The sequence below is a fragment of the Vibrio comitans genome, from assembly GCA_024346835.1.
GTDB lineage: Bacteria > Pseudomonadota > Gammaproteobacteria > Enterobacterales > Vibrionaceae > Vibrio > Vibrio comitans.
Window position 1 is genome coordinate 1,026,412 of the sequence record AP024867.1, and the last position, 18,150, is coordinate 1,044,561.

The window sequence follows — 18,150 nt, forward strand, 5'->3', positions numbered from 1 at the left end:
CGTAAAGTTTGAGCTTTGGCACTATCTAAGGTCCTGAGTTGAGCTCAGGATGACATTTTTCGACATTTTTATATCCACACGCTATTTAGCGCACCGTCATGCTGGAAAGCGAAGCTTATCCAGTACCTTGGTGAGTGCGAAATTAAGCCTTTAGCACTCTCTAGAATCCTGAATCAAGTTCAGGATGACGTTTTTGCGTCATTATTCGCGTTTGTTTTAATGTAGTTAGTGCTTCGTATTTACTGAGTACTCCCACATCGGGTAGTGAGGAGTACTTTTACTTCCACAATTTTTCCTGCCATCGATCCTGCTATGGATTACTCCTAGAATCCTCTATTTCTGCTTTCTACGCCTTAGATTTGTGATGAAGATCGACTATCCCTGCATTTTGAGAGGTCCGTTCGGTTAGGCTTGCACAAGATTTCGGGATGAATCACTTAATATGCAGTGGTTTCGCGTGATTGATTTCACGTTTTTTGTAATACCGAAAATTAGTTTGCTCACACTCCTATCTGCTGGCTGAATGTGTATTTGCATTCTAATGTGATCATTGTCTCGCCTTGTATGGGGTCAGCCCCATATTGTGGGATCTGGCTCAACAACTTGTTTCTCTCTCCCCCCCTACGCCCCGAATACTCCTCCTAATACTCCCCCTTAATAGGAGGATGAAGCATTGCCAGCGTTAACGGATGATGAACACAGATGGAAATTACTAAAACGATGAGAGTTCCTTTATGAAACCAGCTCAACAAAAAAAGTTCGACAAAACACAATTCCAAGCAAACGTTAAAAAGCACCTTACTGCGACTTACGCAACGACTGAAGAAAATGCATCTACTCGTCAATGGTATCTAGCAATGGGCCAAGCCCTAGCTGAGTTCACTACCCTTGATCTGCTTAAAACTGAATCAGACGAAAAAATCACAAACGCAAAAAGCGTTAACTACCTATCACTAGAATTCCTTATTGGCCGTCTAACGGGCAACAACTTGATCAGCATGGGCCTTTATGAGCAAGTGACTGACGCAATGGGTGAACTGGGCTTCAACCTAACTGACCTTCTAGAAGAAGAGCGTGACCCATCATTGGGTAACGGTGGTCTTGGCCGACTAGCAGCATGTTTCATGGATTCATGTGCGGCTCAAGAATTCCCAACAGTAGGCTACGGTCTTCACTACGAATACGGTCTATTCAAGCAATCATTCAAAGAGGGTGCACAGCAAGAAGCACCAGATGCTTGGCGTGGTATTGAAGGCTACCCATGGGAACTAGTACGTCCTGAGATTGCACAAGAAATTGGTTTCTACGGTCACGTTGAAACAGTAATGGAGAATGGCGAAGAGAAACGTCGCTGGGTTCCTGGTATGTCTGTTCGTGCTATGCCTTGGGATCTGCCAATCGTAGGTTACGAATCAAACACGGTTTACCCACTTCGCTTGTGGGAATGTCAAGCAATCGCACCTTTCTCTCTAGAGAGCTTTAACAACGGCGATTACTTTGAAGCTCAGCACTCACTTATCGATGCGGGCAACATTACTAAAGTACTTTACCCGAACGACAACCATGAAAAAGGTAAGACGCTACGTCTAATGCAACAGTACTTCCACTCTGCTGCATCTATCCGAGATATTCTTCGTCGCCACGAAGCTGCGGGTCACGCACTGGTTGATCTACCTAAGTACGAAACAGTACAGCTAAACGATACTCATCCAACTATCGCAATCCCTGAATTGATGCGTATTCTTGTTGATGAGAAAGGCTTTGGTTGGGATAAAGCATGGTCTATCTCTACGAAGACGTTTGCTTACACAAACCACACATTGCTTCCAGAAGCACTTGAAACTTGGTCTGAGTCGCTAATTCAGCGTCTACTTCCTCGTCATATGGAAATCATCTACCGTATTAACCACGAATTCCTAATGGAAGTACGCGCTAAGTGGCCTGGCGATGTAGAGAAGCAACGTAAGCTTTCTATCATCCAAGAAGGTTTCCACCGCATGGTTCGCATGGCAAATCTATGTGTTGTTGGTTCTTACGCAGTAAACGGCGTAGCGGCACTTCACTCAGCGTTGGTTAAGAAAGACCTATTTCCTGAGTTCAATGAGCTATACCCAACGCGCCTACACAACGTAACAAACGGTGTAACACCACGTCGTTGGTTGAAGTTCTGTAACCCTGGTCTATCTGCGCTTATCACTGAGAAGATCGGTGACCAATGGCCAGCAAATCTAGATCAATTGTCTGACATTGCGAAATTCGCAGACGACAAGAAGTTCCAGAAAGAATACATGGCTGTTAAGAAAGAGAACAAACAGCGTCTTGCTGATTGGGTTAAAGAGAACATGGATATCGAGCTTGATACCAATGCTATCTTTGACGTGCAAATCAAGCGTCTACACGAGTACAAGCGTCAGCACCTAAACATGCTTCACATCTTGTCTCTGTACCATCGTCTGCTGAACGATCCTGAGTTTGATATGGTACCACGCGTTGTGTTCTTCGCAGCAAAAGCGGCGCCGGGTTACCACCTAGCGAAAGAGATCATCTACGCAATCAACAAGATCGCAGAGAAGATCAACAACGACTCTCGCATCGGCAACAAACTGAAAGTGGTATTCATGCCGGACTACCGCGTGAGCCTTGCAGAGATCATCATTCCTGCATCTGACGTATCTGAGCAAATCTCTACAGCAGGTAAAGAAGCATCAGGTACTGGTAACATGAAGATGGCTCTTAACGGCGCACTAACTATCGGTACGATGGACGGCGCGAACGTTGAAATCCGTGAAGAAGTAGGCGATGAGAACATCTACATCTTCGGTCTAGACGTTGATGGTGTTAACGAGACTCGTGCTCGCGGCTACAACCCATTCGACTACTACAATGCTGATCACCTATTAAAAGCGTCTATGGACCTTCTACTAGGCGAAGAGTTCACTCCAGGTGAACCAGGTAAGCTACGTGCAACATTCGATAGCCTACTAGACGGTGGCGACCCGTACCTATGTCTTGCTGACTTTGCCTCTTACGTGAAAGCTCACGAAGACATGGGCGAGCAGTACAAAGACCAAGCAGGTTGGGCGAAGAAAGCGATTCTGAACACGGCTTTAGTTGGCAAGTTCAGCTCTGACCGCTCAATTCGCGACTACGTGAACAATATCTGGAAACTAGAACCAGTTAAGCGTTAATCAAATAGCAAGGGTGGGAATTATTCTCACCCTTGCACTCTGTCGTCATCCTGGAATTTGCATAGCAAATATCCAGGACCTTAGGAAGTACAGGGCTTACTAATGTACTTTCTAAGATCCTGATTTTCATCAGGATGACGGTAATTAAACCAATTTATTGGTGCATGAATTGTTTCTGCACCATTTATTCATACACCAATATTATTTTGTTTGAAGGCGTGTTTCGTCTTCGGAGAGAGCGATGAAAGAACAATCCGCACTAAAAAAAGTCGCTGAAATGGCTCGTATTGCCGATAGCTATGTCAGTGCTTGGGGAGACCAAGCAAGCGTTGAAGATGAAACCATTGAACGCTTACTTGCAGCTCTAGGTTACGATACGAGCAGCGATGAAGCACTGCTTAAATCTGCAGAAAAAAAGCATAAGAAAGAAGTATTAGCGCCAGTGCTGGTGGTTCGTGATGACGAGCCAGTAGAAGTGGAACTAAACCTAGGCGTGAGCGCTCGTGAAAGTGAGTTTGCATGGCGTTTAGAAACAGAGCAAGGCGAGGTTCTTGAAGGTTACTTGCAGTCTCAGATCGTAAGAGATGAGCGTAAAGAAGGTGGTCCTCTGGTCTTTGCATTGCCTGCTGAAATTAAGTGGGGTTACCACAAGCTGATCGTGACTCGTAAGCGTCGTAAAGCGCCTTATGAGATGACACTGATCGTTACGCCAAAAGCGTGCTTCAAACAAAGTGATATTGAAAACGGCAAAAAGCTGTGGGGTCCAAGCATCCAGCTTTATACCCTGCGTACTCCTCATAACTGGGGTATCGGTGACTTTGGCGATCTGAAGCAACTAGTGGGTGATATTGCTGCTCGTGGCGGTGATTTTGTGGGTCTAAACCCTATTCACTCATTATTCCCAGCAAATCCAGAAGGCGCTAGCCCGTATAGCCCATCTTCTCGTCGCTGGCTGAACATCATGTACATAGATGTAAGTTCAGTTCCTGAATTTGCGCTAAGTGTGGAAGCGCAGCAGAAGGTAGGCAGCGCTGAGTTCCAACAGCGTTTACAAAAAGCGCGTGAGATTCAGCACGTAAACTACAGCGAAGTGTCTGATCTTAAGATGGCGGTATTGCCTCTTCTATTCGCTGAGTTTAAGTCGCGTCACCTAGACAAAAACACAGAGCGTGCACAAGCGTTTTTGAGTTTTGTTGAAGAGGGCGGAGAGAGCTTACTGCATCAAGCAGCGTTCGATGCAATGCACAAAACACTGCGTGATGTCGATGATCATATGTGGGGCTGGCCTGTATTCCCTGAGAAATACCGCCGCTTTGATAGCGCGGGCTCTCAGAAGTTTATTAAAGATCATAAAGACCTTGTTGAACTGTACATGTACCTGCAGTGGATTGCAGATACACAGATCAATGAGGCTCAAGCTCTAGCGGAAGAGAAGGGTATGACCCTTGGTCTGTACCGTGACCTTGCAGTAGGTGTAGCGGATTCTGGCTCTGAGACATGGGCTGATGATGGCAACTTGATTTTAGATGCAAGCATCGGTGCTCCGCCAGATGTTCTAGGTCCTTTAGGTCAAAACTGGGGCTTGCCACCGCTAAACCCACAAGTGTTACAAGCAACGGGTTACGATGCGTTCGTTAAGCTATTGCGCGCTAACATGAAGCACTGTGGCGCGTTACGTATTGACCACGTATTAGGCCTTCTACGCCTTTGGTGGATTCCTAAGGGTGAGAATGCGACTAAGGGTGCGTACATGTACTACCCAGTGGAAGATATGCTGGCCATTCTTGCACTAGAATCTCATCGCTTCCAGTGTTCTGTTATCGGTGAAGACTTAGGTACTGTGCCTGACGAAATCGTTGATATCTTGCGTGATGCAGGCGTTCACTCTTACAAGATTTTCTTCTTCGAGAATAACGAAGATGGTAGCTTCATCAAGCCAGCGGATTACGCAGAGCAATCTATGTCAGCGCTATGTACTCACGATATGCCAACGCTACGCGGTTTCTGGCACTGTGATGATCTAAAACTGGGTGCAGAGCTAGGCTTGTATCCAAATGAAGAGCAACTTGCCGGTCTATTTGATGATCGTCTAGAGTGCAAACAGGGTATTTTGAACACAATTCGTGAAAATAACCCACAGTTCTTGTCGACGGGTATTGGTGAAAATGCAGAGTGGGTTCCTATGGATCGCTACCTTGCTGAAGGCCTACAGCTTCACGTTGCAGCTGGTTCTTCTGCTCTACTAAGCGTACAGCTAGAAGATTGGTTAGAAATGGAAAAACCAGTGAACATCCCTGGTACGGTCGATGAGTATCCGAACTGGCGTCGTAAACTATCTGTAAACCTTGAAGATATGTTTGGTCGCGAAGAAGTAAACCACATAGCAAAACGTTTAACAGAAGTTCGTGATCAAGCTTCCAAAAAATGATAATTGACTGTTTGATGCCTAAAACTTCGGTACGGCTCAAACTTTCATTTTCGTAATTTTGTTACAGTTCACAGCGAACTGAAATGCCCGCGCTTCAGCGGGCATTTTTGTATGTGGTGTTAGCGGATTTTGATATGGTGCACGTCGCACCGTCATGCTGGAAGCCATGCAATGGCTATCCAGTACCTTAGTTAGCGTGAAATTCAGGTTTTGGCACTCTCTAAGATCCCGAATCGAGTTCAGGATGACGGTTGTTTGCATCAATGGTTACATAAGTGCGCGATATAACGCACTCGTCATGCTGGAAAGCGAAGTTTATCCAGTAACTTAGCTAGTGCAAAATTTTGGAATTGGCACTATCTAAGGTCCTGACTTTCGTCAGGATGACGTTTGTTTTTGCAATAAGTGTGCGTTCCAAGATTCTGGATAATTACTTTGTAATTTCCAGAATGACGGTGACTTCATATCTTCGCTGATATCTCGACACTAAAATTTAATAGTGTTGATTTTTCATCACTTTTACGACTTTCAACATACCGTCAAATAAGTATGTTAATCTGAACAATTAGCTTAGCGGCAACAAGATCGCTAACAAAAATAAAACGGCTAGGGTGAGGGCAGGGTGCTCTCACTGATAAAAATTATAAATAAGAATTAATTATCGAAGGAGATTGGGCGTGGAGAAGCCTCAGGACAAATTTCAAACTGCTTATCATAAGTTGAGTCAAGCAGCACTTACTGACCCATTTTCAGTATTAGGCCCATTTGTTAGAGAAAAAGGTCGTTACCTTACTGTTTGGATGCCGGGCGCAAGCCGCGTAGAAGTTATCCTTGGTAAAAAGCGTATCGAACTAGTACGTGACGAAATGGATGCGTTCGTTCTTACTGAAGAGCGTGACCTAACCTTTACTCACTACAAACTAGCGGTTCATTGGGGTGACGTTGAGCAGATCATTGACGACCCGTACCAGTACCATTCGTTATACGAAGAGTTTGAAAACTTGCACACTCCAAAAGAGATGTACAAGCATATGGGCTCTCAGTTCGTTACGCTAGAGCGCGATGGTAAGACGATTTCAGGTACTCGCTTCCTAGTGTACGCACCGCATGCACAAGCAGTAAGCATCATTGGTAACTTCAATGAGTGGGACGGCCGTCGCCATCCGATGCAGCGTCTTGACTACGGCATTTGGGGCTTATTCATCCCTGAGTTAGCTGAAGGCTCTCAATATAAATACGAATTGAAAGGACCGCATGGCGAAAGCTTGCCACACAAGCAAGACCCGTGGGGCTTCCAACACGAGCAATACCCTTCGTTTGCTTCTGTTACTTACGATCAGAACAAATATCAATGGCAAGACAGTGCATGGCAAACTCGTCCGGTTACGGAAAAGCGTAAAGAAGCACTGACTTTCTATGAACTTCATGCAGGTTCTTGGAAACGCAATGCAGAAGGTGAGTTCTTAAACTACCGTGAGCTAGCAGCAGAACTGATCCCATACCTTGTGGATCTTGGTTACTCACATGTTGAGCTTATGCCTATTTCTGAGCATCCGTTCTACGGTTCTTGGGGCTATCAGCCAATTGGTCTATTTGCACCAACGAGCCGATTTGGCTCGCCTGATGATTTCAAGTTTTTCGTTGATCAGTGTCACCAAGCCGGTCTTGGCGTTGTACTTGACTGGGTTCCAGCACACTTCCCGTCAGATGATCATGGTTTGGCGAACTTTGATGGTACGCCTTTGTACCACGATCCAGACCCGCGTCGTGGTTGGCACCAAGATTGGAACTCGTTCATTTATGACTTAGGTCGTGAGCATGTTCGTCGCTTTATGGTATCTAACGCATTGTTCTGGTTTGAGCACTACCACATTGATGGTATCCGTGTGGATGCAGTTGCTTCAATGCTGTACTTGGATTACTCACGTAGCCACGACCAATGGATCCCGAACCAAGACGGTGGTAACGAGAACTACGATGCGATCGCGACTCTGAAGTGGATGAACGAAGAAGTGTACAAACACTTCCCGAACGCAATGACGATTGCAGAAGAATCTACTGCTTTCCCTGGCGTATCTGCACCAACATTCTTGGGCGGTTTAGGCTTTGGCTTTAAGTGGAACATGGGTTGGATGCACGATAGCTTGTCTTACATTCAGCAAGATCCTATCCACCGTAAATACCACCATAACACCATCACATTCCCGTTGATGTATGCACACAGTGAAAACTACGTATTGTCTTTATCTCATGATGAAGTTGTGTACGGTAAGGGTGCGATTCACGATAAAATGCCGGGTGATGAGTGGCAAAAAACTGCTAACCTTCGTGCTTACATGGGCTACATGTACGCACAACCGGGTAAGAAGTTGAACTTCATGGGTGCGGAATTTGGTCAAACAGCCGAGTGGGATCACGACAATCAACTTCAATGGTTCCTATTGGATTATGAGCGTCATCAAGGCGTACTGAACCTAACTCGTGACTTGAATAAACTGTACAAGCAAGAGTCTGCACTGCACGATCTTGATTATGATCCTCGTGGTTTCGAGTGGCGTCTTCAAGACGAAGCAGAAGCGAGCGTTCTTGCTCATGAGCGTATGGATGAAAATGGTGAGCGAGTGTTGGTTGTTTCTAACTTTACGCCTGTTCCTCATCATGAGTTCCGTTTGGGTATCCCAAATGAAGCAGAATACGAGCTGTTGCTTAATACTGATGATGCGAAGTACAACGGTGCCAATGTAGAAGTTCCAGCAATGCTGAAGACTGAAAACATTGAAAGCGAAGGTCTAGATCAATCCATACATATGGTTCTGCCACCGCTATCTACCGTTTTCTATAAAAAAGTTAAATAGCTTTTAACTTACAATAGAAACGCAATGACTAAACCCAGCACTCGCTGGGTTTTTTTGTTCTAGCAATCCGTTCTATTCTTCTATTATCTTTAATCTTAAATTGGAATTTTATGATCACTTCTTTATACGCAGGAATCTTAGCTGTTTGGATCTGTTACCTGTCTGTTCAAGTCATTAAACAGCGACGTAAACACCGAGTATCTCACGCAGACGGGCAAGTCGATGATTTGGCGGTAGTACGTGGCGCTCACAGTAATGCCACCGAATACATTCCTATTGGACTATTGTTATTGATGCTTGCTGAGTTAAATGGCGCACCAGAGTGGTCTATTCATATCTTGGGTGCGTTGCTGGTGGTGGGGCGTCTATCACACGGCTTTGCGGTATTGAATCAAAAGATGAAAGGTCGCGTATTTGGCATGATGAGCACGTTCGGGGTGATTGGACTGCTTGCAGCATTGAACGTAGTGCAGGCACTGTTGTCATGAAGGGATGAATATTATTAAGGAGCAGAGAAATGAAGATGGGTTGGCCTCCGGCATGGTTACTGGTTTTCCTTGGACTGCTCCTTAATGTATTAGCGATAGTAATTTCCAGTCAAATTCTAGATGACTTAGCACGAAAAAATGCGGCTTTATACGAGGGACAAAACAATAATTTACGCTCAATACAACTGGCTTGGAACCGAGTTGAAAACCTCGAAAGGAAAAAAGAAACGTTGTTGGTGGTGCTGGGTCACGATGACAGTAATCAAACTGTAAATGCAGAGCTGGCCAAGCAGATAGAGGTCTGGACCGGTAAACCTGTACCAGAGCTATCCATAAAGAATCTACAAACGCTATCACTAATGCTAGAGCAAGAGCAGAACCAGCAACGTGATCTCATCGATAAGTATTACCTCAACAACATATCTTTGTTAGAAATGACATCACACAACGATATGCAAATAAGCCGATATAAGAACATTGCGCTGTTTTTGCAAATTTTCGGTTTAGCATTGATATTAGCACGTGATTTAAGACGAAAAGATTAGTGCTTAAAACAAGTTTCCAGTCATTTGACTGCCTATGTTAGAGTAACCACTCTATAGTTGCGATTCACGGACGAACATGAGCGATAAGATCTACTTCAACACTTCTAAGAAATTCAATCTGCGCCGATCTTTGGTGAATGTGGGTACTCGTGTACACCATAAGGTTGCACCTAGGCATGCGCGTAAGATTGCTAGGCAACTGCTACTTACTCCGGTTCGCAGCAAACCTAAAAACTCAGAGCCTAAGGGCATGGTCAAGGGCGTAGTTAAATCTGCACATGGTGATTTAACCACTTATACGTTGGGATCAGGGCCACTTTGGGTGCTCAATCATGGATGGTCTGGCACCGCCAACCAGTTTTTCCCTCTCATGGAGTTTATGGCTGAATCTGGCTTTACAGCGGTTGCTTATGATCAGCCTGCCCATGGCACAAGTGGAGGCGCCTATGGCCATATCCCTGCTTTTGTTCAGGGTTTAGAGGCAATCTTAGACAGTGTTGGTAAAGTGGACGGGATCATTGCTCACAGTATGGGCACAGCCTCGACCGTTGAATGTAAACATCACAAGGCGACTGATTGCTCGTTGCTGTTGATAGCTCCAGTACTTGAATACCTTGAAAACCTGTTTGGTAGCGTTAAGCGCTCTGGTTATTCGATGAAGCTTTTTGAGGAAGTCGTTGAAGAGGTGAGCAGTGAGTATCATTACCCAATTCATACGATTGATCCGTATGGCAAACTAAAGCTTCGAGAACACCCGACAGTTATTGTTCATGATGAAGGTGACCGATTTACGAGCTTTGAGGTGTCTAAGCGCGCAGCCGATGAGATGGAAAAGGTGACGTTAGTGGCGACAAAAGGTCTTGGTCACGGCCGGATCATGAAAAGTGATCCTGTTAAGCAACACTTTATCCAATTAGCACGCAGTTAATAACACCATTTCTTTTAACAAGTGTCACACCTTAATGTGTGACACTTGCTGCTATTTCCCATCAATATACTCGTCCTTAAATATATATCTAAACGTTATTAATTAGGTCGTTGCGAAATAAGGCCAGAGCTTCTAACCTTTTATTAGCATTAGTTAATATAAAGGCGATTGCCATGGAACGGATAACAGTCAAAACCTTTTTTCACGATGGTTCAAACACATACAGCCACCTGGTGACCGATAATGCAACGAAACAAAGTGCGATTATTGATCCTGTTTTGGATTACGACGCAGCATCAGGGGTGATATCAACTGAGTCTGCTGATGGCATCATTGAATACATTCAGCAACAAGATTTGAAGTTACAGTGGATACTGGAAACACACGTACACGCCGATCATTTAAGTGCAGCGAGTTATGTTCGAGGGCTGTTGGACGCAAAAATAGTGACTGGGGCGGAGGTTACTGTTGTTCAATCTGTTTTTAAAGGGATATTTGGCCTTGAGGGTGAGTTTGTTGCCGACGGCAGTCAGTTTGATCTTCTGTTAGCGGATAATCAAAGCATCTCTTTGGGAGAGTTGAGCATAAGGGCAATGCATACACCGGGTCACACACCCTCATGCGTGACTTATGTGGTTGATGAGTCCGTTGCTTTTGTGGGCGATACGATTTTTATGCCTGATATGGGAACTGCGCGTTGTGATTTCCCGGGAGGAGATGCGGCATTACTTTATGCGTCAATCCAGAGAATTCTTGATCTGCCAGAGAAAACAGAGCTGTATATGTGCCATGACTATGGCCCAAATGGTCGAGAGTGTTTTTATAAAACAACGGTAGGTGAACAAAGAAGAAGCAATATTCATGTGCATCAAGGGAGTGCTGAATCTGATTTTATAGCGATGCGAAAAGAGCGAGACTCAACATTAGCAATGCCCGCTCTCATTTTGCCTGCTGTACAAATCAATATTCGGGGAGGTCGGCTTCCTGATAAAGGCAACAACGGGATTTCCTATCTGAAAATCCCGTTAAATGTGTTCAAGCAATAAGCTTTTAAAAATGAAAGCTCGGGGAAAGTAATCTAACCTGGGTGACCATCTGCGCGTGGTGTGATGAGCATCTTGGCAAACTTAAATAAATACATGCCAAAGCTAATCATCCATAACACAGTCGCCACGTCGAGCAGTTGCATTGTGTACTCAGGGTATAGACCGACGCCAACACTTCTGACTAAGGCAGACAGTATCAATGCAGCAAATGCGATGCCCATGTTCGGTCCTTCATAGATATTGCGGCCTGTATGCCCCATAGTAACGCGAGTTATCATGGCTAGAATAAGACCTGAAAGAGCACCAATGGCAAACAAGTGCAAAGAGGTATGTGCAAGCCATGCATTAGTCGTCAGCCCTTTTAGCAATAAGTAAGCAGGAATACAGGCATAAGAGGCGTGCAAGGCCCAGACTAGAGGTTCGCTGACGGTCTTCCAAGGTTTCCATCTCAATACCTTCATTAATTGAAATACGCCCGCCCAGATAAACAAAGGTGTTTCCAATTGGCTTAAAGTCAGCGGGAAGAAGCTCAAGATGAACAGTAGAAGCAAGGGAAGATTACCTGCAACCTCTAACCAGAGTAGGGGTTGAGGCTTATCAAAGTTGAACTTACGAGAGGTAAAGAAAGGAATCACTCGTCCGCCCATCACCGACAACAGCAGCATGAACCACCAAAGCATTGCTTGCCATACCGCACTTGAAGTAAAGGGTGCAACACCTGTAATAGTGGCGTAACTCGCAAAGTTGGCGAAGATGGCTAGAGCGAACAAAGGCACAAAGAATAAGTTTCTCCAACCTTTAGACTTAAAGACTCGAATCCCTATTTCGTACGCAACGGCTAACAAGAAAAGGCTTTCCACAACAGAGATGAGCCAAAAGGGCGCTGGTGTCCAAAATAGAATGCGCGGTGCTAGCCAAAGCGCGACTATGATGCCGAGTCGCCCACTCTTAGTACCGTTGATCCCAGTCCAGTTTTGAACAGCAGTCAGAACGAATCCTGCAACGATAGCCATAGCAAAACCGAACAACATCTCATGGGCATGCCACCAAAGTGCGGGCGCACCTAACGCTTCAGGTTGCCCGTTTTGAAATGCGTATATCCACACTGGGACGGCAATAAAGGCGTACAGGGCGCCTAGTAAGAAAAAGGGACGAAAGCCAAGACGAAGCAAGGGTGTAATAGCTTCTTCTTTCGCTTTATCAGTGATGTTTAGCATGGCCAAAACCTTAAGTTGCAATTTAAATGCAACTTTAAATTGAAGTGAGAGATAATGCAAGTATAGATAGTGTGAACGAGCGGTATAATCTACTGCGAGAACTCAGCATTTATGCTTTTCAGGTTGTCTTACTTCTTGGGTGAACAAATGTGTGTAGAGTCACTGTTTACTATTTGCTTATATCTAATCTCAATCGACCTAACATGTATTTAGAGTTGAGTTCATCGATGACCCAATAATGTGGTAACAGATTGCCAAATTAGAGTAGGGTTTCCCATGGTCAAAAATATTTGGATTTTCCTTATTTCTTCCTAACTTATTTCTATTGGTCGTGATCTTAAAGCTGACTTCAGTGAGTGGTTGCTACTTATAAGTATAAATTCTATGAATTTCATGGTGTTAAAGGAAGTTGTATGAAACTACCATATCCAAATTATCCGCGTTTTATTCTAGCTGGCTTGTATTTATTCGCTACCATCGCGTTGTGTTCTTACGAAAAAGTAGCTATTGATAGAGCTGTAGATGAACACACGGAGTTGGTCTCCTCAACATTTATCCGTAAGACTGATAACTTATTTTATACTTTGGATATGTATATGGGGTCGCTAGTTAACGAGCCGGTTATTTTGTCGATGATGAACGAATGGAATTCAACTGAGAAAAATGCATCAGATAAAAGAATTTTTCTTGAAGATAAAAAACTGACATCCTTACTAGATAAGTATATTGGATTTTCTACTAGCCTTGAAAATGGTGCTATAAAATCTATTCGTCTATCAATGGCAGGTAGTCATAGTAGATATGATTCATATACCTATAATGGAGTCTCGTGGGAAAAAGAAAACGTAGAATTTAACCGAGATGAAAATATAGGCCTTACAAGATATGGCGATGCTGAAGAAGTTTACATTAATAAATCAGTAACATTTGACGGTGATTATATAGGAGATGTGTCATTTATTTTAGGCAACCAATTAATAGATAGTATCGAGCCTTTTATTTTTCTACGGGAAGGGTTGCTAGAGATAAACTATTATATAAACAACGATTTATGGCAAAGTGAGACTCAAAATCAAATATCGTCAAATATTCTTAGTGATAGTGTTTCATCTAATGTTCCATATTTAGGTGTGAATTTTAAACTTAATATTATGTATAGTTTAATCACAACCTATAAACAGATGTTTATTAGCATTATAATAATGACAACTTTGTTTTTCCTTAACTTAACTATCTTAAATAGCAAGTTATCATTTAGTAGCAAAAGAAAGGTTTACGATGGCCGAGCATATAATGATAATAGAAGTGAATATGTAAAAACCAGTAAGCGTAATCTAATCCATTTGCCTGATCATGATCAAAGTAATGGTGAGCTATCGAAAGTAATGAATAAAATTGAAATTATGGACAGACTGCGAGATGAGGTAATGAATGCTGAACACTTCAACTACAAGTTTTCAATTATATTAATTGATTTGGATGAGTATAACGTTGTTAATGGTTGCTTTGGTAAAGTTAATGAAGAATATGCTTCAAAACTGGTTGCGGAGAGCCTTAAGTGTTCAATTAGAAGTACAGACGCAATTGGATTATATGGAGATAATAAGTTCTTAATTATCGCTTCGAATACGAAAGATAGAAGCAATGTAATCTCCATTGTGAACAGAATGAAAAAATCACTGGTAGAGCTTACATGTTACAATAATAGCAATCTTAGTTTAACTTCCTCCATTGGTATAGCTTTGTTTCCTTTGGATGCTTCTAGTGCAGAACAATTGGTACACAAAGCAAGTAGTGATATCTGTCATATCAATTTGCTTGAAAAGGTATGAAAACGTTTTGTTGTAGGCATATCTAATGTATGCACTTTAAGCAGGGTGAGTAAGAGATGGATTTTCAGGTAGTTAGAAGTTTGATTCACAACAACTGACTTGTTCGTATAGAATCATTTGAACCACTGAAATCTCATCCTATACTGCTCATGAGTGTCGCTGTTGTTGATATGCTCTTCATATTGAATCTGTAGTAGCGAAGCGTGTAAATGGAGACATTTACAATACAGAGTCAGAACATTCACATGACTTAAGTCCAAAAAGCGAGTCAGTCTAATACAGTTAAAGTTGCTAGATAAGCCAAATAAAAACGAGGAAGTGGCATAGTGAAAGAAATTTTGGAGCGACTGAATCGTTCAATAAAACTACAGTATGTGTTTTTAAGTTTCATCACTTTTAGTATCTTTTTGATCGATTTAAGCTCTTCTCTAGCAATAGCAGCCAAAAATTACTACCTCCTTGTTATCTTAGTGTCTTTTACGTTTAAAAATGCACGATTAACGTTGCATCTAGCATCGGCATGTTCTTTGCTGACTGTTATTGCGTTCTGGTCGTCTCTAGGTAGTGATGAATTTTGGTTAGTAGTGTTTAGTTTGGTGACGTTGCTTGGGACGATTTGGATTTTTACCTTTATGGTATTACTAGCATTAAGTAAAAGTAAACAGGTCTCAAAGTATGAAGAAGAGTTAAAGGTATCGAACTTTCAGTCTCAGTTAGTTGAAATCATAGAACACAATAATGATGCGATAGTGATAACCGATCGACATGGTTCGATTACCTGGATTAACAAGGCATTTACAGACATTAACGGTATCTCTTTTGATAAATCCGTAGGCGAAAAATTAATTAATACTCTACAACGAAAATTGGCGGATTCTGATAGTGTTGAGAGAATCAACAAGGCAATAACGAATGCCGAATCAATAGAGGTTGACGTACTAAACTATCACAAAGATGGATGCGCATATTGGTTAGAAATATCTTTATTACCTATATTCCAGAGTGGTGAAATTGACCGATTTATAGTGGTTGAGAAAGATATTACTTCACGAAAACTATTAGAACTTAGGCTGACTAAATCTGCTGAGGTGGCTCGAGAGGAAACGGATAACAAATCTCACTTTCTGACTCTATTAATTGACGAACTCAAAGCACCGTTGCAAAGATTAAATAATGTGAGTGCGAAGCTTACCGAAAAAGGAAAGGATAAAGAAACTAATGAAATATTTTCCGAGATTAAAGTTTGTAGCAACTATATAGATAACACTATCTTGAGTATCGAAACTTTAGAGAATATAGATCTGAATAATTTCAAAGTCTACAATTCATCATTTAGTTTAAGTAATATAGTTGAAGACCTTAGAAAAGTATGTGTTCAGTCCGCTAAAGAAAAGAATCTAAACCTAGATTTCACTAACAAACTGTCAAATAATACGATCTACTTTGGAGATGGTTTACTGATTAAAAGTATTTTCTCTTTTTATATATCGAGTGTTATAAATAAGCTAAGTAATTGCGAGGTTAGAATAAGTGTTAGTGATACACTGAAGAATGAGACTGGAATAATTAACCTTTCTGTTCATGTATTAGATGAGGGGGAAATTTACCATATTTTACATGATCGAGTTAGTGATGGTAATTTAGATGTTTCAAACCTCTCAATGGGACGATCTTTTGTATATCAACGTGTAAATGATGTGATTAATAAGTTAGATGGACACTTGGTCCATGATCTAGATAGCTCTGGGTCATCTAGAATATCTTTGTGTGTACCTTTAGAGTTGGATATTAGTAGCTTTAATTCTTACCCAGTAGAAGCTAGCCAGAGAATATTGGTAGCGGAAGATAATCGGGTAAACTCTATAGTTTTAACTAAAATGCTGAGATCCATTGGGTTTAGTGAGATTGATATTGCAAAAAATGGAGCAGAGGCTGTAGAAATGGCTCGTGAAAAACGCTATTACGCCATTTTAATGGATAATCACATGCCCGTTATGAATGGTATAGAAGCAAGTAGAGTCATTAAGGATACTGTTGATAAAGAAAGCAATATCATTGCGTGTACCGCGGATAGTTCAAAGGTCGCGGTTGAACAATTTAGAAGTAGTGGGGTAGAGAAAATTATTTTCAAACCCATTAACAAGGCTAAGATTTTGGAGCATTTACAGCATACTGATAGCTCATTTAGAGTGATTAAAAAGATATCGTGAAAAATACTACGAGCTTCTAGTATTTAGTTTACTCGCTGCAGACATTGATAGAATGAGATTGCAACAGCGAGATTCTTAATGATAAACCTGAGAATGTTGAATAGACTCTATTAGGGTATGAGTTATGTCCTCTCTTGTAATGCCGTCAAATGGATAGATAGCATAAGCTATAGCAAAACTAAAGCTTATCTCACAATCAGCAACTTTAATATTTGCCATTAACGCAGCATACATTTTTTGTGTAAAATCTAGTGCCTTTTGAGTATCTCCAATATTAGGGAGTATTCCGTAAAAATCGCCATTGTAATGACGATAATAATGATCTGTACTCCGATAAGCCCTGAGCCTATTTGCAAAAATCTTCAAAGCTTGCTCAAATGTTTTTTCGCCATGCTGAACCAATATTTGGTCAAAGTTGATTAATCGGATAAGAATTACTGTAAATGCATGACTGTTAGCTTTGTATTTGTTTACTGCTAGATCAAAATCGTTATGGAATAGATACTGGTTCCCTAAACTCGTTTTCGGATCTCTTAACGAAGCTAACTCTATGTCTGTCTGCAACTGTTTTGCTTTATCACGATCTATTCGGTGTTTGATAGCATCGGAGATAAGCGTATAAATGGATTCAGGAGTAAAGTCATTCTTAGTGATGTAATCGTAAACTCCAAATTTCATAGCTTCCACTGCTACTTTTTCGTTTCCTTGTCCTGTGAGCATAATCACTGGGGGAAGAGGAGACTCAGATATCTGATTGACTTGATTTAATAGCTCAATTCCATTGCATTCAGGAAGTAGATAATCGAGAAGAATGCAATCAAAATCATGGCACTCTATTGCAATAAGGGCTTCTACACTGTTTTCTGCGTATTCAATTTTCATGTCAGGGTAAATACGTAGTGCTCTATAGATTGCTTCTTGATCTACGACATCGTCATCAATAACTAATACTTTCATAATTGCACACTTTCCTTTGACTTAAACTCTACAGTTTTTATATAGTTTTTAACTAACTCAATGGCGTCAATAAATGAATTTCCTGCATTCTTTTTCATAATATATGCGACGATGTTGTAACGATAGGCTTGCTCAATATCTTCCTCTAAAGAAGAGGATGTGAGCATAAACACTGTAAAGTTATCGAGATCATTACGTTTTTCAAGCTCTTCCAATAATTCTAATCCGGTCATACGAGGCATATTTATGTCAAGTAGCATAAGGGTAGGGCCCTTGAAGATCAGATCTTGTTGATTGGAATAGATCATTTCAAGCGCTTCTAAGCCATCTCTCGCGATGTATAGCTGATTTGAGACCTCGAGCTTTTTCAAAGAACGCTTAACGCACTCACTATCAACATAATCATCATCCACGAGAAGGATCTTAATTTTGCTGGGTGATATGGACATGTTAATT

General features: G+C 41.9%; 12 protein-coding genes. 9 read left to right on the forward strand and 3 right to left on the reverse strand.

The window, feature by feature from the left end; translation table 11 throughout:
- Window positions 1-734: 734 nt before the first annotated feature.
- The 7 genes from OCU46_RS18240 to OCU46_RS18270 all read left to right on the forward strand — a co-directional run bounded on the left by OCU46_RS18240 (window position 735) and on the right by OCU46_RS18270 (window position 11,478).
- On the forward strand, window positions 735-3,188 hold the full coding sequence (locus OCU46_RS18240) for a glycogen/starch/alpha-glucan phosphorylase (protein WP_141272354.1): 2,454 nt from the start codon (window positions 735-737) through the stop codon (window positions 3,186-3,188).
- 241 nt (window positions 3,189-3,429) lie between these two features.
- Window positions 3,430-5,616, forward strand: a complete 2,187-nt coding sequence (gene malQ / locus OCU46_RS18245) for a 4-alpha-glucanotransferase (RefSeq protein ID WP_141272352.1) — start codon at window positions 3,430-3,432, stop codon at window positions 5,614-5,616.
- 677 nt (window positions 5,617-6,293) lie between these two features.
- Window positions 6,294-8,471, forward strand: a complete 2,178-nt coding sequence (glgB, locus tag OCU46_RS18250; RefSeq protein ID WP_141272350.1) for a 1,4-alpha-glucan branching protein GlgB — start codon at window positions 6,294-6,296, stop codon at window positions 8,469-8,471.
- Between the two features lie 110 nt (window positions 8,472-8,581).
- The gene (locus tag OCU46_RS18255; protein ID WP_141272348.1) at window positions 8,582-8,959 is read left to right on the forward strand and encodes an MAPEG family protein; all 378 of its coding nucleotides are present in this window, start codon (window positions 8,582-8,584) and stop codon (window positions 8,957-8,959) included.
- A gap of 29 nt (window positions 8,960-8,988) precedes the next feature.
- Complete coding sequence (locus OCU46_RS18260) at window positions 8,989-9,504, forward strand: hypothetical protein (protein WP_141272346.1); 516 nt, start codon at window positions 8,989-8,991, stop codon at window positions 9,502-9,504.
- Between the two features lie 76 nt (window positions 9,505-9,580).
- A complete protein-coding gene (locus OCU46_RS18265; RefSeq protein ID WP_141272344.1) occupies window positions 9,581-10,432 on the forward strand; it encodes an alpha/beta hydrolase in 852 nt (283 codons plus the stop codon).
- Window positions 10,433-10,605: 173 nt separating this feature from the next.
- Window positions 10,606-11,478, forward strand: a complete 873-nt coding sequence (locus tag OCU46_RS18270; RefSeq protein ID WP_141272341.1) for an MBL fold metallo-hydrolase — start codon at window positions 10,606-10,608, stop codon at window positions 11,476-11,478.
- A gap of 32 nt (window positions 11,479-11,510) precedes the next feature.
- Here the strand turns inward: OCU46_RS18270 and OCU46_RS18275 are convergent, their stop codons facing one another.
- Window positions 11,511-12,695, reverse strand: coding sequence for an NnrS family protein (locus OCU46_RS18275; protein ID WP_141272340.1), 1,185 nt, complete (start codon window positions 12,693-12,695; stop codon window positions 11,511-11,513).
- Between the two features lie 413 nt (window positions 12,696-13,108).
- Between OCU46_RS18275 and OCU46_RS18280 the strand changes: the two genes are divergently transcribed.
- Together OCU46_RS18280 and OCU46_RS18285 are read left to right on the forward strand one after the other, a co-directional pair.
- Entirely contained in the window at window positions 13,109-14,527 is a 1,419-nt protein-coding gene (locus OCU46_RS18280; RefSeq protein WP_141272338.1) for a GGDEF domain-containing protein, read from the forward strand.
- Window positions 14,528-14,853: 326 nt separating this feature from the next.
- Entirely contained in the window at window positions 14,854-16,737 is a 1,884-nt protein-coding gene (locus tag OCU46_RS18285) for a response regulator (protein WP_141272336.1), read from the forward strand.
- Window positions 16,738-16,812: 75 nt separating this feature from the next.
- Here the strand turns inward: OCU46_RS18285 and OCU46_RS18290 are convergent, their stop codons facing one another.
- Window positions 16,813-17,694 (reverse strand): GGDEF domain-containing response regulator, encoded by an 882-nt coding sequence (locus OCU46_RS18290; protein ID WP_141272334.1) that lies wholly within the window; start codon window positions 17,692-17,694, stop codon window positions 16,813-16,815.
- Window positions 17,691-18,143 carry a response regulator gene (locus OCU46_RS18295; protein WP_141272332.1) on the reverse strand — a complete coding sequence of 151 codons (453 nt, stop codon included), beginning with the start codon at window positions 18,141-18,143 and terminating at the stop codon, window positions 17,691-17,693. Before OCU46_RS18295 ends, OCU46_RS18290 begins: the two co-directional genes overlap by 4 nt.
- Between the last annotated feature and the right edge of the window lie 7 nt (window positions 18,144-18,150).